Source organism: Psychrobacillus mangrovi, assembly GCF_037104765.1.
Classification (GTDB): domain Bacteria; phylum Bacillota; class Bacilli; order Bacillales_A; family Planococcaceae; genus Psychrobacillus; species Psychrobacillus mangrovi.
In genome coordinates, this window is record NZ_JBAWSY010000002.1 from 209,620 (window position 1) to 234,166 (window position 24,547).

Below are 24,547 nucleotides of genomic sequence, written 5' to 3' on the forward strand. Positions count from 1 at the left end.
TCTAACTCTACACTATGTCCCACCTAGTAGAAGATAGGGGAAACATAAAATATTTCAGTAGATTCATATAGACACATTCAAAAAATTTAATACGCGTTTTTATTCATAAATCCATTTACAATTGTCTTCAAAATTATTTTTACGTCAAACAACAAAGTCCAATTTTCTATATAATATATATCATGTTCAATACGATTCTCGATAGAAGTGTCTCCACGCAAACCACACACTTGAGCCCATCCAGTGATTCCGGGGCTAACCTGATGTTTTATCATATATTTTGGCACTTCTTCTTTAAATTGTTCTACAAAATATGGACGTTCTGGTCGCGGACCTACTACACTCATGTCACCTTTTAGTACGTTAAAAAACTGTGGAAGCTCATCTAAGCTTGTTTTCCTAAGAAAAGTACCAAACTTTGTTCGACGAGGATCATTTTCTACCGTCCATTCTGTGTTAGAAACAAGCTCAGGCATATAATTCATTGAGCGGAATTTATACATATTAAACGTTCGACGATTTAAGCCCACCCTTTCCTGTTTGAACAAAATAGGACCAGGTGAAGTCAATTTTACGCCAATAGCTATCATCAATAGTAATGGTGATGTAAGAATTATAGCAAGCAATGAAAACGCAATATCGAAAGCCCTTTTTAAGATACGATTCACAAATTCGTCTAATGGAACATCGCGTACATTTATAATAGGTAGATCCCCAAATTTCTCAAAGTGAGGACTAGCTGGTAATATGTCATAAAAATCTGGAACAATTGAAACCCGTACTCCAGCTTTTTCACAGATCATAATAATTTGTTGATACTTAGTAAAAGCAGTTAAAGGAAGCGCGACTACAACTTCATCTACAACCCTTTCATTAAGTATTTTATCAAGGGTATTTAACTTCCCCAATATCTGTTTCTGAAAATAATCATCGGAACAATATTCAGTACGGTAATCATCTAAAAAACCGATTACTTCTAATCCATATTCAGGGTGTTTCATTAGGTTTCTCATATACCTTTTACCAATTGAACCTGCACCCAAAATCAAAACAAATTGCCTGTTAAAACCTTTACTTCTTAAACTTCGTAAGCTTTGTTTTACTATATACCTATATATAACTGCACTTAAAACTCCTAAAATAAAATAGATTACTAAGAATAAACGAGATATATCAATATTTTTAACTGTAAAAAGGATACTCAATAAGACAAACAAACTAAATAGATGTGCCTGAAAAATCTTTGCTATTTCTATTGCAAATTTCGCTTTACGTTTAGGAACATAAAGTCCTATTACAAAAGCTATCAAAATATAAATTATAGAATATACTAAATTCCATAAAAAATAACTTGAAAGAGGTAGGTATGATCCTAGTTGCTCATTATCAATTAAATAAAAACGACTAAACCAAGCAATAAAGAAAGATATTTGAATAAATATAAAGTCGACAAGAATATAAAGCTGGGTTATAAATCGTTCTTTGCCTCTAATCATAATTTTCACCTTTTATTCATAATGATGTTTAATAACCTTTTCTAAAAATATTTACAGTACCTGAGATTAAAAGTTTAAAAGATATTCCGAGATAAACTAGTAAATTTATAAAAAAATTATATCTCTTCGCAAAATGTAATTTGTGAAACAAAAACATTGCCCGGTGGAATTCATATACGATCTTAAATGGTTTTTTACGACTACTGGCTCCTTTATAATGTATGATTGAAACATGTGGGTAATAGTAAATCTTCCAGCCGGCTTTCTTTATTCGGAAGCACCAATCAATATCTTCACCATACATAAAAAAAGATTCATCGAGTAAGCCTATCTCATCTATTGCTTCCCGTCTTACCATCATAAATGCCCCAACCAAACAATCAATTTCATGAACTTCATCCATATTTAAATAACTCTTATGATATGCATTATATTTGGGACTGTTTGGATATCTTTTTGCAAAACCTGTCATATAATAAAACGATGCTTCTGGAGTTGGAAATCCTCGATGACACGCTCTATCTAAAGTACCGTTTTTTAATAAAACTTCACATCCAGCTGCTCCAATTTGTTTATCCTTATCCATAAATTCAACTATTTTAGATAAAGTATCTTCCATGACTATTGTATCAGAGTTTAATAATAAAACATAGCGACCCTTAGATTGTAGAATGGCCTGATTATTCGCTCTAGAAAATCCAACATTTTGTCTATTCTCAATCACATTCACTTTTGGATAAATTTTTCTTATAATATCCACAGAACCATCTGAAGAATTATTGTCAACTAAAATAATTTCAATCTCATATAATGAATTAGCATTATATATTGATTGAATGCATTCAAGCGTAAGCTTTTTTGTATTAAAGTTAACAATGATAATACTTACATCCATTATTTATTTTTCCTCTTTTCATCAATCTATTTTTGTCGAAAAAAGGATTATACGATTACATCCTTTTTAGTAAAAGTTGTATATACTACTTAAAATTACAATACCACCTCATATTTTACCAATCTTACTCTTAATTTGAAAGTACTATTATGTAACGAAATAAATAAGGTGAGTGCTATATGCACTCACCTAAATTGAAACTCGAATTATTTATATAAAATATTTCTCTAATCTCAGTTAAATTTCTAGTTCATTCTAAAAAAGATTTCAATGCCTCTCTCCAATGTCTAAGCTCTGAAAAGCCGTTAATCCGAATGGACATATTATCAAGAACTGAATAATTTGGTCTTTTGGCTGGTCGTGGAAATTGATCCGAAGACAATGGATTAACAATAATATTAATGCCCGCCTCCTCGAAGATTGCTGCAGCAAATTCGTACCAAGAACAGGAACCACTATTGGTACAGTGATATACTCCATATTTTTCCGACTGTACTAAATCTAAAATAAATGAAGCCAAATCTACTGTATAGGTCGGTGATCCTATTTGGTCTGTAACAACTCCAATTTCGCTCTTTTCTTCTGCTAACCTTAACATCGTTTTCACAAAATTATTTCCATGTTCTCCATATACCCAAGCAGTTCGTACTATAAAATACTTTGAACATAAGCTTGTGGTTAACTGCTCTCCTGCATATTTCGATTTACCATATACACCTAAAGGATTAACAGGGAAATATTCTTCATATGGTTGTGTTGCTGTACCATCAAATACATAATCCGTACTAATGTAACAAATTTTAGCACCAATTTTTTCAGCAGCTACAGCCAGATTTCTTTGACCTATACTATTCACGGAATAGGCAAGATCTTTGTCAGTCTCTGCCTTGTCTACGTTAGTAAATGCAGCAGCATTAATAATAATATCGGGTTTAATTTCTAGTACAATCCTTTGAACTTTATCCATATCGACTATATCTAATTCATCTTTTCTAAAGGGATAAAGTTCTATATCAGTCTTCTTTAACTGTTGAACTAATTCTATTCCAAGTTGACCATTTGCTCCGGTTACAATTATTTTCATTATTCTTTCTCCATTGTTTTACCGTATTGCGATTCATAATAATGTTTATATTCACCAGAGATAATATTTTCCCACCAAGAACGATTATTTAGATACCAGTCAACTGTTTCTTTTAAACCAGTTTCAAAATTATATTTAGGAATCCATCCTAACTCATTTTCAAGTTTTGTTGGATCAATAGCATAACGACGGTCATGACCTAATCGATCATCCACATATTTAATTAGTGATTCAGGTTTATTAAGATAATTTAATATTGCTTTAACGACTTCAATATTAGTTTTCTCATTATGACCACCTACATTATAAACTTCTCCAATTTTTCCTCTATGCAATACTAAATCAATTGCACTACAATGATCTTCTACATGTAACCAATCTCGAATATTTTGTCCATCTCCATATACAGGAAGAGGTTGATTATTTAAAGCATTAATAATCATTAAGGGGATTAGCTTTTCTGGAAAATGAAAAGGTCCATAATTATTGGAACATCGTGTAATATTAATAGGCAAACCATAGGTCTCATGATAAGCACGAACAAGTAAATCTGCACCTGCTTTACTTGCACTATAAGGACTATTTGGGGCTAACGGAGTTTCTTCTGTAAAGTAACCTTCTTTTCCTAAAGTACCATAGACTTCATCTGTGGAAACTTGAACATATTTTTTTACTTCATACTTCTTTGCTGCATCCAACAAAACTTGTGTTCCTTGTATATTAGTGCGAATAAAGACTCCAGGATCAGTTATACTGCGATCAACATGAGATTCCGCAGCAAAATTCACAACTACATCGAATTTTTTAGTAAAGAGACTATCAATAAATGCACTATCAGTAATGTCACCTTTTACAAAATGATAATTTGATTTTTCTTCAGACATTTTTAAGTTTTTTAGGTTTCCTGCATAAGTAAGAGCGTCTAGATTAGTAATCTCATATTCTGGATACTTTTGAACCATATAATTAACAAAATTACTACCAATAAAACCTGCCCCACCTGTAACTAATAATTTCATTTCAATCATTCCTTATCTATATATATAAATTGAGATTGAATATCATTTAAATGAGGATGTTTCTCATCCTTTTCAGAAAGAATGGGATTAGTTACTGGCCAATCAATATTTAAATTAGAGTCATCCCAACAAATACCTCTATCATGATCTGGAGAGTAATAATTATCCACTTTATACTGAACTTCCGTATTGTTAACTAAAGTACAATAGCCATGAGCAAATCCTTTTGGCACAAGTAACTGTCTCTTGTTATCCTCAGTTAAAATGAAACCCTCCCATTTACCATAAGTCGGCGAACCAGATCGTATATCTAAGATCACATCATATACTGCACCTTTTGTCACTCTAATGAGTTTTGTCTGAGCGTAAGGTTCCAGTTGATAATGTAACCCTCGAATAGTTCCAGGTTCAGCTGATAACGAATGATTATCTTGAATAAATTTGAATGAGAATCCTTGTTCTTCAAACACTTTCGCATTAAAGCTTTCCATAAAAAAGCCTCGATGATCACCGTACACATCTGGTTCGAAAAGATACGCATCAATTAAGTTCGTCTTAATAAATTTCAATTTAGTAGATCTCCTCACAGTTTTCTATTTGCCAATTCGGTTAGGTACTGACCATAGCCATTCTTTCTTAATGGTTCCGCAAGACTTAATAGCTGCTCTCTTGTAATATAGCCTTTTCGATAGGCAATTTCTTCTAGACAAGCTACTTTTAAACTTTGACGTCTTTCTATTGTTTCAATAAATGTAGAAGCCTCTAAAAGAGATTCATGTGTACCTGTATCTAACCAAGCAAACCCTCGTCCAAGTAGTTCTACATGAAGATTTCCCAGTTCTAGGTATGCTTTATTCACATCAGTAATTTCCAATTCGCCTCGAGCAGAAGGTTTTATAGACTTTGCAATTTCAACAACGCTATTATCATAAAAGTATAAACCTGTCACAGCATAGCTTGACTTAGGTAAAGCCGGTTTCTCTTCAATAGAAACAGCTTTTCCTTCATCATTAAATTCAACAACACCAAAACGCTCTGGATCTTTTACATTATACCCAAAAACGGTTGCTCCTCTTTCTCTTGAAACCGCTCTTTCCAGCATGGTTGTAAACTTGTGTCCATAAAATATATTGTCACCTAAAATAAGCGCTACAGAATCCTCACCAATAAACTCTTCCCCAATAATAAAGGCTTGTGCTAAGCCATCTGGTGAATGCTGAATAGCATATGATAATTGAATACCAAGATCCTGTCCATCTCCCAAAAGTTGCTCAAAACGAGGAGTATCTTCCGAAGTTGAGATAATCAATATATCCTTAATACCCGCCAGCATTAATATGGAAAGAGGATAATAAATCATTGGTTTGTCATAAATAGGAAGTAATTGTTTGGACACCGACTTTGTTAATGGATAGAGGCGTGTACCACTACCACCCGCTAAGATAATTCCTTTCAACTGGAATTCCCTCCTTTTTTTCTATTTCTTTAAAATATATTTAGACATAAAAAATGTGACTGGTAATGAAATAATAATTACTAGTACAGGTGCTAAAACCTCATTCAATATTTTATTCTCTACAAGAACGTTTAGCACTATGACATTTAAAATATACTGCAATAAATATACTATAGGATACTTTATGGCTTTCTTAAAAGTAAGTGTTGTATTAAAAACATACTTTGTATTCAACAAAAAGGCTATAATAATCCCGCATAAATACGATACGATATAAGAGAAATTATAATGAAAATAAAATAGTAAAATTAAATAAATTACATAAGTTGTTGCAGTATTTATAATCCCAACTATCAAAAAACGTATAAATTCTTTATTCAAAAACTTCATCAACAATGTATCCAGGACGTTTTCTCGTTTCATCTAAAATTCTCCACAAGTATTCTCCTATTATTCCAAGCATAATCATTATTATCCCTTGTAATAAGGTTATTAAAGCTACAATAGTTGTCCAACCTTGAACACCAACATTTCCACTTAAATAGCTAATCATTGTATATAGGGCATATATAAAACTGAGTATTGCAATAACAAATCCCATTCCCGTCATAAATCTAATGGGTGCATAAGAAAAACTCACAAAAGAATCTACAAATAATTTTACTTTCTTTGAAAATGTCCATTTAGATTTACCATGCTCTCTTTCTTGGCGCACATATGGTATCGTTTCTTGATCGTGGCCTAATGAGAAGATTAAACTCATAATATTAGTATTTTTTTCATTAATGCTTTTTAATTCTTCTACAACCTGTCGATCTATCAATACAAAGTCAAATCCACCTTTGGGATATCCCTTTATTGCGAACCTGTTCATTAGATAATAATAAGTATTAGAGAATAGTTTCTGGGAAATTGTTTCTAATCTATCTTCTCTTGTTGCCATTACTATCTTCTTACCTTTTTCCCAATTTTTAATCATCTCTTCAAATAATTCTGGTGGATCTTGAAGATCTGCTGAAATAATGCCTACGCAATCTCCAGTTACATAATGCAACCCTGCTTGAATTGCTTGCATTGAACCATAATTTTTACTTAATTTAATAACTTTGATTCGAGAATCATTCTCTTTATGTTCTAATAATAAATTTAATGAGTTATCTTTTGAACCATCATCTACAAAAATAAATTCAAACTCATAATCTTTAAGTGTTCTAGATAACAACTGTAATCTAGGTATGGTGTGTGGAATATTCAATTCGTTAAAATATACCGGTATAAGAATTGAGAATTTTTTTTTATTCATAGCTATTAATAACCTCTACTACCTTTTTTACATCTCCTAGAGACAAGACAGGACTGATAGGTAAACTTAAAACTTCTTTGTGTATTCTTTCAGATATTTCATAAGTTAAATGATTCCATTCAGCATATGCCTCTTGCTTATGTGGAGGAATAGGGTAATGTATTAAGGATTGAATCCCGTGCTCTAATAAATATTGCTGAAATTTATCTCTATCTGCAGTTCTAATTACAAACACATGCCAAACATGTTGTTCTTCCTTTTTAAATGATGGTAAAACAATATGCTCATTTGATATATTTTCTAAATAATAATTGGCTATTTCTCTTCTTTTTTCATTCTCTGTATCTAAGTAATCTAATTTCAAAGAAAGTACTGCAGCTTGAATTTCATCAAGTCTACTATTATGACCCTTATAAATATTCTCGTATTTTTTATGCGAGCCATAATTTCTATATGCAATCAGCCTGTTATATATTTCTTCGTCGTTAGTTGTAATAGCTCCTCCGTCACCTAAAGCTCCCAAGTTTTTGCCTGGATAAAAACTAAATCCAGCGGCATCACCTAGATTTCCAACTTTAATATCATCGTATATAGCTCCATGCGCTTGAGCACAATCTTCAATTACTTTTAGATTATATTTATCAGCAATCTCTTTAATTGGAGACATATCACAAGTTTGGCCATATAAATGAACGACCATTATTGCTTTTGTTCTCTCTGTAATATAATTTTCGATCAATTCAGCATCGATATTGTATGTATTAATATTTGGTTCCACTAATACCGGCGTGGCACCATTTTGTGAAATTGCTAAAATGGAAGCAATATATGTATTAGATGGAACAATCACTTCATCACCATCTCCAATATCATATGCCTTAATAATTAGTGAAAGTGCATCAAGTCCATTTGCAACCCCTACGCAGTATTTACTGCCACAGTAGTTAGCGAACTTTTCTTCAAATCGATTTACCGATTCACCTAAAATATACCAACCCGATTTCAATACTTTGTCTAATTCCTTGCTGATTAAATCATAGTACTGATCATTAATAGCCTTTAAGTCTAAGAATGGAATCATTTGTTAAGCCCCTCTTAAGTTAATTGTTTTATTTTTTCTTCTTTATCTTTAAAATATCTTTTTCCACAATGACACTCTGCAATATGCTCTGTTGAAAAAGTAAGTTTTTCAGTACATTCACAAATATTATATTTAATCCTAGCTGGATTTCCATAGACTAATGTGTAATCAGGTACATCCTTAGTTACAACTGATCCGGCTCCTACCATTGCATATCTACCAACGACATTACCAGCAATTATCACACTATTAGCACCTATGCTGGCCCCTTCTTCAACTTTGGTTTCTAAAAAATATTCTGGGTATTTTTTACTTCTTGGTAGTAAGTCGTTTGTAAACACAACATTTGGACCTAGGAAAGCATTATTCTCTATTTTTACGCCATCCCAAATATAAATGCCGGATTTAATAGTCACATTATCGCCAATTTCTACATTATTTTCAATAAAACAATGATCACAAATATTGCAATTAGAACCAATCTTCGCATCAGGTAAAATATGAACAAAAGCCCAAATTCTAGTGTCTGCTCCTATATTGTCCGTTTCAACCAATGCATGAGAATGCTTAAAATAATTCATACTTTATACCTCCTGCTCCAGATTGTCATACACTTCTAAAAACTCCTGATAGTCTCTGATGTAATCATTACTATCATATAATTCTGATGCCAATACAAGCAAAACACAATCTGGCGTAAAATCATACATTTCGTGCCAGTCATTTGGCTCTAATATTAAAACCTTGTTAGGTGAGTCCAAAATGACATCTTCTTTCCTCACTGTATTATCAAGATAAACTTTGCAGGAACCAGCAACACAAATTAATGCCTGTCTTGTTTTATGATGAGCGTGAAAACCTCTACTTACGCCTTCTTTAGTGCCGTAAATGTAGAATACTCTTTTTATATCAAACGGTATCTGATTATTACTTTCAATTACGGACAAAAAACCACGCTCATCGCCCAATACACCTAATTCTAAGATTGAACTTGTTATTATACCCACTTTATCACTCTCATCTCATTATTATTAAATATATTTATATCTTAAGTTTATTTTATTAACGTAAAGGTCATTTGGTATTTATTTTTCTTAAAAAAAGTCATAATTTGATCAGGTGTGGGAGATTCCGATTCACCCCAGCCAGTAACTGTATTTGGAACAGAAATGAGTACGCCTGAAGGATTTTCCCAAAACCTATAAGAAAAACTATGTGGTTCTTCAAAACTATCGTCATGATTTAATTCAATACCATTAGAATCAATAACCATCATATTGGTAATATTAATAGGAATCGGAGAATTTGGAATTAACCTCACTATTTTGAAATCCTTATAATTCATTACGAATGACCAGTTAATTTCATCAGAAAAATTAACGGTCTCCACTTCATTGTCATACTGATTCTCTATTATTTTCTCCCAATCTACTTGCTTAGTCTGAAAATCTAACCAAATCGAAAAAATGAAAAAAGAAATTATAAATATAATCATCCAAATAAGAGTCTTAATCATTGTAATCTTAAAGCTTATTCTAGTTGTTATCCAATGGGCACCTAATCCAGTAAAAGGTAAAAGAAGCATAAACACTGGGTATCCAAATCTAGATTCCACAAGAGTAGTTCCTATAAATAATACGTATATTATAGTAGAAAACAATAATGCATTCATTGAAAAATTATTTAATTTACTAGAAAAATAATTCTTCAACCCTAAGATAACAAGGAACCAATAAATATATAATAATATAGATGCTACTAGCCTACTTGTGATGTCAAAACTATTTATATAGGTGTCTACAAAACCCCAATCCAATATTCCTATTATATGAATAAAGTATACAAATAAAAAATTTATTGGTTCTAAAAATAATAAATCATAAATTGTTTCTTTATCAGATTCAATTGGATTAATATAGAATAGCTTTGGATCTACACCATCAATTACAACTGTGCCATATTTCAAATAATCTGCAGCCCAACTGCTTTGAGTTTCATAAAGATTTTTATGAATAAGAGGTGTCCAGTCATTATAATTCTTCACATTATTATATAACTGAGGTATAAATATAAAAGCTAATAAAAAGGAGATAATTAGAAAATTACCCATTTTTATTTTTTCGATTTTAATATGCTTAACAATTAAAATAAAAATATATACAGGAATAAAAATACTTGAAGAAGGTCTTATCATAATAGATGCGAACAAGAAAAAAACTGAACTCATATAAGTTACATTCCTATTATTGTTAAAACTCATTAGACCTAATGAAAATACAATAAAACAGGTTGCAAGTATATCTGTTAAAAATAAAGTTGAAGCCTGAATTAGATACGGGTTAAGTAGTCCAAACAATATTATAATAGTTGGTACTGACTTGTAAGGAAATTTCTTATAACTTAAATTTGCTAAAAATATTATCGTGATAATCAGAACACTATATTGAAAAACACTTGTAATTATTTTTGAGTAAACTAAATTCTCACCTGAAAACATATTAAATAAAGAAATTATTAATGGATAAAAGTATGTTCTTAGTGGTTCTTGAAAATCAAATATTCCGTGTTCTAAAATTTGCTTACTAAAAGCAATATATTCATTTTCATCGTAATAATTTACATTCATATTTTGTTTTAAAAAATGAATAAAAATTGTAATTGAAAATATTTGAATTAAAAGAAATAAGTAGACATTTATAGGGAAATTATTATATCTTCTCATTGCGAATTTGCAAGCTCCCTAGTTACCAAATCTAGATCAACATTTTTTAAATCCAGTAAATAATATCTCCCATCTTCAATTTTTTTTACTGTTTGTATTTCTTTTATAATATTTATCACTCTTTGTGATCCATTATGTTCTGCATAGCCCGTATTTTCATAAGGCAAAATAAGATATCTAACATTTGCCCAATTTAAGTACTCTATGAAATTCTCTGCATTATCAACTATATTATGATTTCCATATCTTGAACCTAAGTTTGCAATATTTTCGAATCTACAAGATAATTGGTTTAATGTCTGTTCTACACCATCACCGAGACAATTTACAATCTCTTTGTTATTTTTTATATATTCATTTATCTCTTTCATTCCTTCTATATTAAATTTTATTTCTTTTGAAGAATTTGTTTCAAAATCCGTTTTTGTTAAATCGTAAGAAAAAGCTGAAGTACCCCAACTCCAAGAAAAATGTGTAACGAACATTATTGTTGATTGGAACGGGATAAACATTAGTATGCATACCAAAATAAACATTTTAATTTTTGGATTCACAATCTTAAAAATGGCATATACAAAACCGATTGAAAGTAAGACCATTGTAGGTATATAGTAATTTCCATCTCCACCATTTTCCGTTATTGTAACAAGATAAATTCTAGATAAAAGCAATGGTATACAAAAAATTAGTAACTTAGAATGCAATGCCGCAATTTTCGGTTTAAATATTAATAATATTAAAAATAGAATAAAAAGGAACAAAGTTAGATTCCCTGGCCATACTGAAACGTGTAATGGATAATCACCTGGATTGAACCACACATTGTACCACTTCTGAATTACTTCTTTTAAACTATAGGTATTAGTTAGCAAGATGTTTTGTGGATTTTCTAAAAAAGGGTATTTTACTTGAAATCCAATTATATTCCAGACTTTACCTAAGAATGGGTAAAATGGATAACCAGTCAAAGAATATGTACGATAACAGAATCCTATAAACACTATAAATGTAGTTACTAACAACTTCATGTAAAAATTTAACTCTATTAACTCTTTTCTTTGGATAGCAAAAATATCCTTCACACTATATTTATAAATGAATACAATTAAAATTAATCCAGAGTACAATAAAGGGATATATAAAAAACTTGTGACTTTTGAATGTAAACAAAGCAAAGTACCAATTATTGCAAATATAAAATATACATTATTTTTGGAGTTAATCCAATTCCAGAGATAATATGCGACAAGTAAAAAAAGTACAGTAAAGAAGATGTCGGTTTTTGCTGAAGATCCCATATTAGTTATTGCCGGTATTGATCCGATAGCACAAGTCATTAAAATAGCTTCTCTCGAACCAACTTTTAAACTAATAAAAAAACTATAAATAATTGTAAACAAGAATAACAACATAAAAGTTGTTGAATTTAATATAAAACTATAATCTCCTAAATTACTTATAGGAATTAGAATGAATTCATAAAGTTTTGAATAATAATGGACAAACATTGTCAAACCGAGATTATCAAAAAACGAGTTCTCTCCTATAAGAACTAATTCAGGTCTCAATCCATACCAAGCTGAATCATAATCTATTGCAGTATTAGATTTTGCCAACTGAGTAAGTATCAATATAAGAAGATATGAAAAACCGAATTTTTCGATCTTTCTTGCATTATTAAACTTTTTAAGTATATCTATAAAAAAGAGATTTCCTTTTAAATTAAACAAACAAAATATACCAATAACAAATGTTAAAAGTCTTAAATCACTAAAAGACCCCATACTCAACCCTGAAAAAATTAATGCTATTAGACACCAAGAGGATATACCTACCAAAAAAGCGTCAAAATGTTGCCGAAACCCCGCTTCATTAAAATCATAATTTTTATTTCGCGATAAAATATACCTTCCAAAAGCTAAGATTACTTCAAAATACAAAAAAACTGTAATTGTAGGGATTAACACTTGATGTAACTTTAAATAGATTAATGCTAGTAATAAGATAATGAAGCTCTTTCCCCGATTACTAGCTTTACTCATAATTAGTAAAATCATAATAATAAATAATATTATTAACTCTAGTCCACCCTGGACACTCTCAGGTTGAACTAAATGCCACTTATATATTTTTAAAAGTATATTCGATACTGAAAAATAATTAAAACATAATACTAGTAGAATGGACAAACTGAGTAATACTAAAATCGAGAAATAATTAACAGTGAAATATTTACTATTTTTCAATAACTCAACCCCTTAATGTATCTATTTTATAAATTTATTATTCATCAACTTTAAACGTTTCTTCTTCGTTCATTTCAAAATTAATTAAATAATGAATTTTATAGGTATTTTCATTGAAATATTTTTTTATATCTTCATCTGTTGGAATATTCTCCTCTTGCCATCCGCTATCTTTATCAGCAATAGAGATAACAAAATGTTTTGGTGTCTCCCAGTGCCTATAAGAATATTTATTAGGTGCAGAAAAACTATCATCAAATTCCAACTTTTCATTATTTTTAATAACAGAAATTGAATATTGCTCTAAAGGAAGATCTTCAAAAGCGGAAAATTGAACAACCTTGTATCCAGATAAATCTAGTGCAAAAGTCCAATCTAAATTACCATCTAACTTTTTTACTGTTCTATATTTTGAGATATCAAATAACTCTTTTCTCCGCTGTTCTAACTCTATGTTTGAATAATTATTCTTTGTTTCTTTATTATAATTTTCCATTTTAAAGAATACTAATCGTTCATCTGCACTGATTTTAGGTTCAACCTCTAAAAGTAAAGTCAACTTACTTTCTATCTCCTTAGCTTGTTCTTCACTATAACCTTTTCGATCTATATATATTCCTTTGAAGCCGACAATTGACAAAGATTCTACAGCTTCTTCAATTGGTTGCTTGACTAATTCACGTTGCCATATGTCCTCATTTCTTCCCTTCATTCCTCCAAAACTCCACAGTAAAGAATCGGAATGGATGTAGCCTTTAGCTAGATCATAATTCCCCATTCCATTCGGATGTTCACCCTCTGGAAAAGAAATATATGGAAGTTGAAAGATCATGGAATTTGGTGGGATTTCTTCTTCAATCGAATTTATAAAATCACGGTCACTATTATATTCCTCTGCTACAACAGAAAAAGGCGCTAAATTACTCGAACCTGTTTGATCTAGGATACCAGCAAAAGCTATCAAAATTAGCACTAGGTAAAAAACATTTTTTTGCATTTTTCCTTTTACAAATCTAATATATATTCGTTGTAAAACTATCAACATAAATAATATAGAAAAGAAAGCAATAAAAATACTTAGCCTATTATAACTTCTAATTTGAGCTGAAACTACCATAGCAAATATTGTCCCAAAACCACCTATAGTACCTAACATTACAGCTGATATATTCATTACACCTAAAGTATTAATTACTTCAGATTCCTTTGAAATCTCGTTCTTCTGTTTATTTTTATAAAAAATAAATGTAAACAGTAACGCTAAAAAACTTATTCCCCCTAGTATTCCTAAAGAAGAAGTATCATTTTCATTAACTAACGTTGCTTCCTTGTTATAATTATCTTTAAAAGTAGCAAATTCACTTATTCTATGATTTGTAATAGGTAAAATTAATTGAACAATCTTTAATCCATACGTCTCACTTGCTAACGCACTTCTTTGAGAAGTCTCAACATTTTCTCCGTGAATGGCTTTATAATATAAGCTTGGAGAAATATTAATAATTAATCCTATCGCTATTATTAATATTAATATGGAAGACCTCATTAAAAATATTAATTTCTTGTTTCCAATCGCTTTATATATCCCTATAACTAGAAGAAAAAAACAAGAAAAGAAAGCATAGTAAGCTCCGGTTGCCGAAACAAGTGCACATATAACAATACTAATAATTGTATCTTTACTCCATATTATATTAAATCTGCGTTTAGAAGAATAATCTAACACTATCCTTTTATCTAAAGCAATCCATAATATTACCATAACTACTAAAGGGACTAGATAGTAACCCAATAAGAATAAGTGACCCATTCTAATAATATGATATGGAAGAAACGTGTACAGTAGTGCTCCAAAAATCGATAGTACCCTGTTTATATTAAATTTATCAAAAACATAGATTGAACAAATAAACACCAAAATATAAGTCAGTAAATAATATAAATTCATGACAACTGCATAATCAGCACTAAACAGTGAAATTAATTTCATTATTAAATACTGAAAATTATCTCCGCCTAATGGATAATCATACATTTCTAAGTTAAAGGGAGCACCAAGATATTTATTATTATTAATCCATCCATTGTCAATCATCCCTTTAATAAACATACCAGTTGACAATCCATCTCCTGTATAAACATATGGAATCTTAATATCAAAATTCTTTAGTCCTAATACATAGTACATGGTTACAATACAGAGGATAATTCCACTTAAGTAGAAAATAAGTACCTTTTTCATATTTTTCTCCTATGATTATTTAAATTTTAACTTCTTTTGAAATCATCCTCTAAACGAATAATATCGTCTTCTTCCAAATACTCCCCAACTTGCACTTCTATCAAAACAAGATCTATTTTCCCTGAATTCTCTAATCGATGGACTTCACCCATCTTAATATAAGTAGATTCATTTGGTCTAACGAAAAATTCATTATCTCCAACTGTCACAGTAGCTGTACCACTGACAACAACCCAATGTTCATTTCTATGATGATGTTTTTGAAGTGAAAGTTTTTTTCCAGGTTTCACAACTATTTTCTTAATTTTATATCCTGGGCTTTCTTCTAATACTGTGTAGACTCCCCAAGGTCGATGTGCTGTTAAATGTACATTTACTAGATTCGGTTGTTCTTCTTTTAATTGATTTACAACCTTTTTCACTTCCTGTGATGATCCTTTTGAACTAATCAACAAAGCGTCTGGAGTATCCACAATGATTAAATCTTCAATATCAATTGTAGCAACTGTTTTATTTGAAAGAATCAAATTATTTTTGGAATTTAAACTTATGTTTTTTCCTTTTGAAATATTGCCTTCGTTATCTTTAGGTAACTCCAGTCCGTCGTAGAGTGATTCAAAGCTACCCATATCAGACCAATTTATCTCAGAAGGAATAATCTTAATGGATTCAGATTTTTCCATAACTGCATAGTCTACACTCAAATCTGGAATATTTCTCATTTTTTCAAATTCAATTGAAATGTTTTCATTTACTTTTTCTGAAGTAAAAATAGCCTCTTTTGACAAGTTATATATTTCAGGGGCATATTTCTCTAATTCTGTTAAGAATATACTTGATTTAAACATGAACATTCCACTATTCCAGTAATAATTACCTGAGGCTATATATTCTTTTGCAGTTTCTAAACTAGGTTTTTCTTTAAAAGAAAGTACATCATCGTATTTTGCTTCTATGTATCCATATCCAGTCTCTGGATAGACCGGCGTAATTCCAAAAGTAACGATGTTTCCTTGTTCTGCTAGTTTTACCCCTTCATTTATTACTTTTTCATACTCAAACTTATTTTGAATAAGATGATCTGAAGGTGTAACTAAGATAATTGTTTCATCATTTTCTAAACTATGGCATGCTAAAGCTATGGCAGCAGCTGTATTTCTACCTATTGGCTCTAATATAAAAGTCGGTTTAAAGTTTCCGATTTCATCTAACTGATCTTTTGCTAGAAACTGTTGTTCTATATTAGTTACAATAATTTGATTGGAAGAAAATTTTGAATTTCTCAATACTGTCTCTTGAAATAGCGATTTTTCACCAAACTTGCTAAATTGTTTTGGATGAAGAGTGCGCGAAATTGGCCACAATCTCGTCCCACTCCCACCACACAATATAAGATTTATCATTACGTTCTCCTCTATACTTTAAATAGTTTTGAATGTTTTTTCACTCTATCAACTTCAAGTAATTTAATTTATATCTAGTTTTATTTGTTCACTGGCTGCATCGATTGTAAAGTACTTACTAATATAATCTCTAGAAAGAACAGACAGGTTTCCCCAAATTTTCTCATCATCATATAAATCTAATACCATTTTTGAAAACTCATTATTTTCATTTGCAATCATCATATGTTCTTTTGCTTCATTTAAACCCTCTGAGCCAATACTTGTTGTTACTATAGGTACTTGATGATAAATTGCTTCCACAACTTTCCCTTTTACTCCCGCCCCATATCTTAGCGGTACAACAACTATTCTACATTGATTGTAGTACTGTATTAACTCCTCATCAGATACATAACCAGTTACAATGATGTTATTAGAACTTAATGATTTAATATCTTCTGGTGGATTAGAGCCGACTATATAAATTTTCATTTCCGGCTTTTGCTTCAATATATTTGGAAAAATATCATTAACGAACCACTTTACTCCATCATAATTAGGTCTATGACCAAAACCACCAACAAATAATAAATTTTCACGACTATTATAATCTTCTTTTTCTACATTTATCTCTTCCTCATTAAACATATATAAAGGAATGTTTCGAATAGGTTTATTTGGAAACTCTTTCTGTAACAATATTTGTTCATAAGAACCTACTACGTGAATTACGTCTGCCTTTGAGAATAAGTCAAATTCCATCTTTTTCCAATAATTCGACGATTTTAAAAGCTCAGGTTTACCTTCTACTTCGTAATTCCTTAGTTCTCTTAGGTAATGCAAATCATGACCAAAGTATATTATTTTTGACTTCGTATATTTTCTTACAATATCAATATATTTAACAGAAATATGTGGTCTATTTAAATAAACATAATCTAATTTATCTCCATTTACTTTAAACCATTGTTCAATGTTTTTGGCATACTCATTCCCATATAGAACTTGTATTCCTAAATTTTGAAGTTTGGTTGTATAAGGCTCATGCTTAAAAAAGTTGTCACCTATAAAGATTACATTATGCCCTAGTGCTTTAAATAATCTCAGATAATAGTAAGTACATCTTCCACCAGCATCTTTATCAAAATGCGGTACATAATGATCTACTACAACAATCGTTTTTTTATGCTTGCTTCTATCTCTCGCAAAAAAAACGTCTTTTCCATTAGGAAAATGATCATTTTGTAATTCTATTTCCCACTTTTCAAAAAACTTTATTTTATTTTTATTTTGAAAGCTTTTAATATTACTACTCTCATTAGTACCATGTGATATACCTTCAAAATGCACAACTACTGATTTTGGTTGATACATAACTTTATAGCCATGTTTTCGAACTTCGAAAGCAAGGTCTGTGTCTTCATAGTATGCTGGAACATACCTTTCATCAAATCCACCAATAGTATCCCAAAGTTCTTTTTTGATCATAATAGCTGCACCAGATAAATAATCTACTTCTTTCACATAATTATATTCTGGTTTTGCTGGATCATCTAACCTACCAAAGTTCCATCCGCTAGCGTCATTCCATATGATTCCACCAGCTTCTTGGAGACGCCCGTCTGGATAAACTAATTTAGAACCTACCATTCCAATTTGGTTATCTCTTTCTATCAATTCAACTAATGAATCTAGCCATCCTTCTTGGACCTGAGTGTCATTATTGAGAAATAAAACATACTTTCCTTCTGCAAATTTTGCAGCGTTATTACAATTCAAGAGGAATCCTCTGTTTTCACCGTCTCTAATTGCCTTAATATTCTCCACGTATTCAGAAATATTGGCAGTTTCATCTGTAGACATGTCATCTGCAATAATTACTTCAAATGCAATGTCCTGTGAGTTAGTAAATATTGATTTCAAACAAGAATACGTATATTCCCATTTGTTATATACCGGAATAATAATAGATACGATTGGTTTAGAATTTTTATCAAAAATAATCTTTTGATAGTCCTGGTCATTACTTAAAATGGAGAGAGGAGCTACTGTAGCACTGTTATCAGTTCTTTCAATATAATTGTCTAAGCGACTCTCTAACATGGTTCTACTTTCATTATTCATATAATATTTAAACTTTTTAATATTTTCCATATTTATAAGTTTAAAGTTTCTCTTAAAAACAATTTTTTTAAATAATTTTATCAAAAATCTAATTTTTCCGTCTTTAGGTAGAATTTTGTCTCTAACCGTGTAATATTTTAATAAAAATTTCCATCCATCTGAAACGAGAATGTTGTTTAATAATCGCTCTTTTTCCTTTAATGATTCGTTTTCTGTTTGAAACTGAGAAACTCTATTTGCAACTAATTCTTTTTCTCTATTTGCTTTTTCTAATTTCTTTGATATCACAATTTCATTCTCTCTCAGCTTATGTACTTCGCTTTTCAAATCAGAATTTTCTTTATCTAGATAAGAAATATGGTTATTACGAGCTTCAACTTCGTCTTGAAGTTCAATTATTCTTTCTATATTTTCATTGTATTTTCCATCTTCTACAATTATTGAGCTAATATTATATTCTTGATTTGCTATATCCGAGCAAATGGCTATAATATACTTACTATGTTCTTCTATTTTAGATTTAGAATCTAAGTTACTTAAAAGCTTGTCGGTTTCACGGCTCAATAAATATACGTTTTCCTTTAATTGATAGAAGAATTCAACATATTTGAAGAAAGGAATTAAAAAGTCATAAAACTCCTCTTTATAGAATTCTTTTACATGAAAAGGATTTTGATAATTTCTATAATCAGAGTATATCTTTTTATTAGGAGTAGACATGATTAATAATCCATCCTCTTTTAGTACTCTTTTAATTTCTTTAAGAAATGATTTTTGAATGACTTCATCAACATGTTCTATTGTTTCAAAAGATATAATAATATCTATAGTACTTTCCTCAAATGGAAGCTTGTCGATACTACCTTCAAGGAACTGTAAATTTGACTTGATATATTTTTGGGCTGCATGATCTATAGATTCCTTATCTATATCCATCCCATAAACTTTTTGTGCCTGGCCTGCAAGTATATTAGAACCATATCCTTCTCCACATGCAGCGTCTAATACAACTTTCCCTTTAACCAGTTCTTTTACGGATTGGTACCTTTGCAAGTGTTCAGACTTTATTTCATCGTCATCAATAACATTGGGAATAAATCTTTCTCCTGTAAAATCCATTGTTTTCTCCTTAGCTTTGTATTGCATCAAAAGATACGTTATCTAAAACCATAAAACCTTCTAAATCGTGCTCTTGCTTATCATCGACCTTTATTATTAGTGCATCGTGTACCCAACAATGCTGCGTATGTTCAAATTGAGTACCCGAGGCAACTGCTGGTGAGACAGTATAAGTTCCTCTCTTTATTGGGGGTACTATAAATGTGAAATTATAAATGTAATCTTTATGTGTTAAAGTCTGACTCATTTTTTTGTTTAAAATAAATGTATTTGTTTGGGTTACTATGTTACCTATTCTATCTTTTATAGTAAAACCAATTATAGGATTTACTAAAGGTTCATTAAAACGCACTTTCATGGAAATATTTATCTCCTCGCCAATTTTGGTTTGTAGAATTCTTTTATTTCCATCATTAAAAATGCTAATACCTTTTATAACAGCTTTATTGTCTCCAAACACTTGTAAACTATTATTAATAGGTTCTATATCGGTTACTTTATCCTCATTGTTAATAGAATCATCTACTAAATAATTTCCTAATACGCTTCCTGCCATAAATGCTTGATACTGTTTAGTTATATCTTCTGGATCTCCAACCGCTTCTAAATGTCCTTCATTTATCCAGATTAATCTGTCACAAAATTTGTTTAATTGAAGTAAATCATGGGAAACAAATAAAATCGTTTTGTCTTTTTTCATTTCTTCAATTTTTCTCAAACATTTTTGTTGAAATCTAATATCCCCAACACTTAGGGCTTCGTCGACAATTAGAATATCTGGATCTACACTTATGGCAACTGCGAACGCAAGCCTGACATACATTCCACTGGAGTAATTTTTTACAGGCTGATTAATAAATTCTCCAATATCAGCAAATTCAACTATTTCCGGAACTTTAACTTCCATTTGTTCTTTTGTATATCCCATTATCGTTCCACTTAGAAAAATATTTTGTATGCCGGTATAATCTGGATTAAAACCAGCGCCTAATTCTAATATTGCTGAGATATTACCTGAAACATTAATTGAACCCGAAGTTGGGGTTAAAACACCCGTAATTATTTTAAGAAGTGTCGATTTACCCGAACCATTTTTCCCTATAATACCAACAGATTCACCTTTTTTAACATCAAAGTTTATATTCTTTAATGCAAAAAATTCTTTTGAATATTTTTCTTTTTTGGTTAATCTAAATGAATCTTTTAGTCTGTCAATTGGTTTATCGTATAATTTATATTTTTTTGAAATATCATTTGCGACAATAGCTAAATTATCCATTTTCATCTCCTATAATACATCAGCAAAATGTGATCTTAATTTTCTATATACAAAATATCCTAACGCTAAATTCAAGATCGTAAAAACCCAAAAATATAATGTTAAATTAGGTTTTTCCCAAAACCATTGATGATAGATAAAAGAATATCTATATCCTTCAGTAATGTAGTAAACCGGATTTAATTTTATTAAAAATAAATACTTTTCCGGTAGTATATCTATAGACCAAAAAATTGGAGTTATCCAAAAGCAAAACTGTAAAATCATATTTACAAAGTGTCCAATATCCTTTAAAAAAATCACAAGACTTGAAGTTAAATATGAAAAACCTAATAACAATAATATAGAGGCTATTAAATAGTAAATAACCTGCAAATTATAAATATTGAAATCATAATCATATATATAAAACATTAAAAATAAAAATATGATAAAAAATATGTGTATATAAAATGAAGATAATATTTTTACAACAGGTAATATTCCGACTTTAAAGTTCATTTTTTTTACTAAATAACTGTTCTCTATAATAGAGTTGGTTGCTCCACTTAAACTATCTGATAAAAAGAACCAAGGAATCATTGCGCACATCAGCCATAATATAAAAGGAAAATCATCTACAGGTATTGATTTAAATCCAACTTGAAAAACAAACCAGAAGATTAAAATAGTTATTAATGGTTGAATAAATCCCCATAATATTCCCAAGATAGAGCCGATATATCTATTTTTTAGATCAGTCTTTGATAGTTCAAAAGTGAGTTTAATAGTTTTTCTAAATTCATTCATTTATATATACCTGCCTAATTAGTATTACTCTCAGTATTTTGTACCTCTACTTTATAAAATAGCGCACCTATAATACCTGCTACTATAAATAAGGGACTTGTCGTACCTGGTAATGAATCATTAAATAACGCTTGAATTAAAAAAGCCGTCCAGGCAATACAAAGAACAATTAAGAAGCTATCCTGCGAAGAATTATATCTTAAAATTACTTTTAACGACTTCCAAGCAATATTTATAATAATACCCATGAAGCCTATAAAACCCATTACCCCTGTTCCGTAAAGAACACCCATGTAAAAATTATGAGGTTTATCTACAATTGTTAATTCATTTAAATTACCTTGTGCTTCAATATTGTAATGAGGGAAATTATACATGAGAGTATCTAAACCATAACCAAATAGAGGTCGATCCTGTAATAACTTCAAAGTTTCTACCCATATATATATTCTTCCTGTCCCTGCTCCCCAATTGTTTTCTGGAAGAACTGGTAATGAAAATTTTTCTTCTGCTGCAGATACTTTATTGCCAAATAATAAAGGCGCCTTAAAGTTACTTTCATATGAGGTTCCTGTTGATTGTTCTTCGGAATAGGGATTGACAGAAACAAAGAATCCTATTGATTCGTCCCATGCTTCTGGATCCTTTATAGATAATAAGTGAATTATAGAACCAGTTAATACTAAAAATACCGTTAAAGTTATTACTGAGATTTTTTTATTTAGGCTCTTAAATGTAAGCCATATTAATATAGGAACCATACATATAAATGTTACAAATCCACTTGCGGACATCGCTATTAACATTGTTGTAATTGAAAGTAATGCAAAAATGAAATTTATTACCTTACGTATAGTTTTTGTATCAACTATGGCCCATGCTAGAAGCATTACGGTTATCACCGAAAACATCCCACTCATATAGTTCCAATGGTTAAGCGTTCCAACTAATTCTGAACCTTCATTTAGAGTTATACCATCTGGGAAAGAAAGAGTTAATGCATTTTGCACAAGCTTGTATTGTAAAATATCATGATCAAAGAAATTCATAGTTGTTATCACAAAATTTATTATTACCAATGGGTAAAATGCATAAATTACATACTCTACTATCTTTTTTGGGTAATTGATATGCATAGATATAAACATTAATAATGTATAACATATGTATGAGATGGCTCCGTCCGTTCTGTTATATTGCCCAAACAAAGCTATTGAAATAGTAGGAGAAAATAAAGTTGATATTGTTATTGCTATTAGAAAAATTACAAAAAACCATAAAATTTTCCTTTGTGGCAAACGATAATCTAAAAAGTATAATTTATATAAAAACAAAACTAACGCTAAGAAAGTTAGAATAAAAAGAGTGATAAATTTCAAATAAGTAAATAAGTCAACCTTTCTACCTGATTCAAGTAATACGTTGTTGTCTATGAGTGGACTAATAATTTCTGTAACCTTTCCACCTATAAGAAGTGGAACTAACATAATAGTAGTTACTATTATATAGAATATCCATTTATCAATTTTTTCTCTAGAATGCTCGTCTTCTATTGGATCTCTAACGATTCTCATAGTTCTATTAATGCTCATCATTAATACCTCTCTATCATGAACTTACTGTAATTTGTTTTATTAATTGATTTACTTGATCTTGATAATCTGGCATATTTTCTGGAGTTTGCAAATTCTTACATCTCTCTAAAACAATACTTGCTTCGTCAAACTGATTAGCATTAATAAGTGTGTGTGCAAACAGTAACATAAACTCGGAATCTTTCACCATATAAGGATTGATATCTAACAGATTGCTAAATTCTTGAGCTGCTTTATCAAAGTCTTCCTTATAAAAATGTGCAACACCAATATAATATTTTACTGGCACAGACTTAGTATTTGTTTGATCTACTTCTTCAAGTAAGGAAAGAGCTTGATCATATTCTCCACCTTGTATATCTTGAACTGCAACATTGTACTTTTCTTGCTCTATAACGAATTGACGATCCTGTTCTTTAGAAGAATTAATTATGTACACAAAGGTGATAAGTAGTAATAAAAGAAAATACCCTACTATCTGCCTTGTTGTTTTATCCTTAATATTCATGTAATAACTCTACCTTCCTGAGTTGGTTAATTTCTACTCACTTTACCATTATAACTCAATTAAATGTTAAATGTTAGGCATTTTTGGACTAGCATATATATAGTATAAATATAATATTAAATAATAAAAAACTGCATCCATCAATTGTCTATCAATTGGGATGCAGTTTAGATTTATTTACTATAAAAGACCGAGTATTTCTAA

Annotated in this window: 20 protein-coding genes; all 20 read right to left on the reverse strand. The window is 30.2% G+C overall.

Going from position 1 to position 24,547, the window contains the following annotated elements:
* Window positions 1-86: 86 nt before the first annotated feature.
* Window positions 87-1,496: an undecaprenyl-phosphate glucose phosphotransferase gene (locus WAX74_RS04080; protein ID WP_336496386.1), complete on the reverse strand. Its 1,410-nt coding sequence runs from the start codon at window positions 1,494-1,496 to the stop codon at window positions 87-89.
* Window positions 1,497-1,524: 28 nt separating this feature from the next.
* A complete protein-coding gene (locus WAX74_RS04085; RefSeq protein ID WP_336496387.1) occupies window positions 1,525-2,391 on the reverse strand; it encodes a glycosyltransferase family 2 protein in 867 nt (288 codons plus the stop codon).
* A 250-nt stretch (window positions 2,392-2,641) separates the two neighbouring features.
* Complete coding sequence (gene rfbD, locus WAX74_RS04090) at window positions 2,642-3,475, reverse strand: dTDP-4-dehydrorhamnose reductase (protein WP_336496388.1); 834 nt, start codon at window positions 3,473-3,475, stop codon at window positions 2,642-2,644.
* Window positions 3,475-4,494, reverse strand: a complete 1,020-nt coding sequence (gene rfbB, locus WAX74_RS04095) for a dTDP-glucose 4,6-dehydratase (protein ID WP_336496389.1) — start codon at window positions 4,492-4,494, stop codon at window positions 3,475-3,477. Before rfbB ends, rfbD begins: the two co-directional genes overlap by 1 nt.
* A gap of 5 nt (window positions 4,495-4,499) precedes the next feature.
* Entirely contained in the window at window positions 4,500-5,063 is a 564-nt protein-coding gene (rfbC, locus tag WAX74_RS04100) for a dTDP-4-dehydrorhamnose 3,5-epimerase (protein ID WP_336496390.1), read from the reverse strand.
* 14 nt (window positions 5,064-5,077) lie between these two features.
* On the reverse strand, window positions 5,078-5,950 hold the full coding sequence (gene rfbA / locus WAX74_RS04105) for a glucose-1-phosphate thymidylyltransferase RfbA (protein WP_336496391.1): 873 nt from the start codon (window positions 5,948-5,950) through the stop codon (window positions 5,078-5,080).
* A gap of 21 nt (window positions 5,951-5,971) precedes the next feature.
* Window positions 5,972-6,373, reverse strand: coding sequence for a GtrA family protein (locus WAX74_RS20975; RefSeq protein WP_413788915.1), 402 nt, complete (start codon window positions 6,371-6,373; stop codon window positions 5,972-5,974).
* Window positions 6,324-7,253, reverse strand: a complete 930-nt coding sequence (locus tag WAX74_RS04110) for a glycosyltransferase family 2 protein (RefSeq protein ID WP_336496392.1) — start codon at window positions 7,251-7,253, stop codon at window positions 6,324-6,326. Before WAX74_RS04110 ends, WAX74_RS20975 begins: the two co-directional genes overlap by 50 nt.
* Window positions 7,246-8,334, reverse strand: coding sequence for a DegT/DnrJ/EryC1/StrS family aminotransferase (locus WAX74_RS04115; RefSeq protein ID WP_336496393.1), 1,089 nt, complete (start codon window positions 8,332-8,334; stop codon window positions 7,246-7,248). The genes WAX74_RS04110 and WAX74_RS04115 overlap by 8 nt, the downstream gene beginning before the upstream one ends.
* A 14-nt stretch (window positions 8,335-8,348) precedes the next feature.
* A complete protein-coding gene (locus WAX74_RS04120; protein WP_336496394.1) occupies window positions 8,349-8,915 on the reverse strand; it encodes an acyltransferase in 567 nt (188 codons plus the stop codon).
* A 3-nt stretch (window positions 8,916-8,918) separates the two neighbouring features.
* The gene (locus tag WAX74_RS04125; RefSeq protein ID WP_336496395.1) at window positions 8,919-9,341 is read right to left on the reverse strand and encodes a sugar 3,4-ketoisomerase; all 423 of its coding nucleotides are present in this window, start codon (window positions 9,339-9,341) and stop codon (window positions 8,919-8,921) included.
* Between the two features lie 47 nt (window positions 9,342-9,388).
* Window positions 9,389-11,056 (reverse strand): hypothetical protein, encoded by a 1,668-nt coding sequence (locus WAX74_RS04130; protein ID WP_336496396.1) that lies wholly within the window; start codon window positions 11,054-11,056, stop codon window positions 9,389-9,391.
* Window positions 11,053-13,302, reverse strand: coding sequence for a hypothetical protein (locus WAX74_RS04135; RefSeq protein ID WP_336496397.1), 2,250 nt, complete (start codon window positions 13,300-13,302; stop codon window positions 11,053-11,055). Before WAX74_RS04135 ends, WAX74_RS04130 begins: the two co-directional genes overlap by 4 nt.
* 37 nt (window positions 13,303-13,339) lie before the next feature.
* Complete coding sequence (locus WAX74_RS04140) at window positions 13,340-15,544, reverse strand: hypothetical protein (RefSeq protein ID WP_336496398.1); 2,205 nt, start codon at window positions 15,542-15,544, stop codon at window positions 13,340-13,342.
* Between the two features lie 26 nt (window positions 15,545-15,570).
* Complete coding sequence (locus tag WAX74_RS04145; protein ID WP_336496399.1) at window positions 15,571-16,947, reverse strand: mannose-1-phosphate guanylyltransferase/mannose-6-phosphate isomerase; 1,377 nt, start codon at window positions 16,945-16,947, stop codon at window positions 15,571-15,573.
* A gap of 63 nt (window positions 16,948-17,010) precedes the next feature.
* Entirely contained in the window at window positions 17,011-20,199 is a 3,189-nt protein-coding gene (locus tag WAX74_RS04150; protein WP_336496731.1) for a glycosyltransferase, read from the reverse strand.
* Window positions 20,183-21,451: an ABC transporter ATP-binding protein gene (locus WAX74_RS04155; protein ID WP_336496400.1), complete on the reverse strand. Its 1,269-nt coding sequence runs from the start codon at window positions 21,449-21,451 to the stop codon at window positions 20,183-20,185. The genes WAX74_RS04150 and WAX74_RS04155 overlap by 17 nt, the downstream gene beginning before the upstream one ends.
* A 9-nt stretch (window positions 21,452-21,460) precedes the next feature.
* Complete coding sequence (locus WAX74_RS04160) at window positions 21,461-22,240, reverse strand: ABC transporter permease (protein WP_336496401.1); 780 nt, start codon at window positions 22,238-22,240, stop codon at window positions 21,461-21,463.
* A gap of 14 nt (window positions 22,241-22,254) precedes the next feature.
* Window positions 22,255-23,814, reverse strand: coding sequence for an O-antigen ligase family protein (locus tag WAX74_RS04165; protein WP_336496402.1), 1,560 nt, complete (start codon window positions 23,812-23,814; stop codon window positions 22,255-22,257).
* A gap of 34 nt (window positions 23,815-23,848) precedes the next feature.
* Window positions 23,849-24,274: a tetratricopeptide repeat protein gene (locus WAX74_RS04170; protein ID WP_336496403.1), complete on the reverse strand. Its 426-nt coding sequence runs from the start codon at window positions 24,272-24,274 to the stop codon at window positions 23,849-23,851.
* Window positions 24,275-24,547: the final 273 nt, after the last annotated feature.

Coding starts and splice junctions, on each gene's coding strand:
- WAX74_RS04110 (WP_336496392.1), bottom strand. CDS start 7,253: ATGAATAAAAAAAAATTCTCAATTCTTATACCGGTATATTTTAACGAA.
- WAX74_RS04115 (WP_336496393.1), bottom strand. CDS start 8,334: ATGATTCCATTCTTAGACTTAAAGGCTATTAATGATCAGTACTATGAT.
- WAX74_RS04165 (WP_336496402.1), bottom strand. CDS start 23,814: ATGAGAATCGTTAGAGATCCAATAGAAGACGAGCATTCTAGAGAAAAA.
- WAX74_RS20975 (WP_413788915.1), bottom strand. CDS start 6,373: ATGAAACGAGAAAACGTCCTGGATACATTGTTGATGAAGTTTTTGAAT.
- WAX74_RS04140 (WP_336496398.1), bottom strand. CDS start 15,544: ATGAAAAAGGTACTTATTTTCTACTTAAGTGGAATTATCCTCTGTATT.
- rfbB (WP_336496389.1), bottom strand. CDS start 4,494: ATGAAATTATTAGTTACAGGTGGGGCAGGTTTTATTGGTAGTAATTTT.
- WAX74_RS04080 (WP_336496386.1), bottom strand. CDS start 1,496: ATGATTAGAGGCAAAGAACGATTTATAACCCAGCTTTATATTCTTGTC.
- WAX74_RS04160 (WP_336496401.1), bottom strand. CDS start 22,240: ATGAATGAATTTAGAAAAACTATTAAACTCACTTTTGAACTATCAAAG.
- WAX74_RS04120 (WP_336496394.1), bottom strand. CDS start 8,915: ATGAATTATTTTAAGCATTCTCATGCATTGGTTGAAACGGACAATATA.
- WAX74_RS04155 (WP_336496400.1), bottom strand. CDS start 21,451: ATGGATAATTTAGCTATTGTCGCAAATGATATTTCAAAAAAATATAAA.
- WAX74_RS04130 (WP_336496396.1), bottom strand. CDS start 11,056: ATGAGAAGATATAATAATTTCCCTATAAATGTCTACTTATTTCTTTTA.
- rfbD (WP_336496388.1), bottom strand. CDS start 3,475: ATGAAAATAATTGTAACCGGAGCAAATGGTCAACTTGGAATAGAATTA.
- WAX74_RS04150 (WP_336496731.1), bottom strand. CDS start 20,199: ATGCAATACAAAGCTAAGGAGAAAACAATGGATTTTACAGGAGAAAGA.
- WAX74_RS04145 (WP_336496399.1), bottom strand. CDS start 16,947: ATGATAAATCTTATATTGTGTGGTGGGAGTGGGACGAGATTGTGGCCA.
- WAX74_RS04085 (WP_336496387.1), bottom strand. CDS start 2,391: ATGGATGTAAGTATTATCATTGTTAACTTTAATACAAAAAAGCTTACG.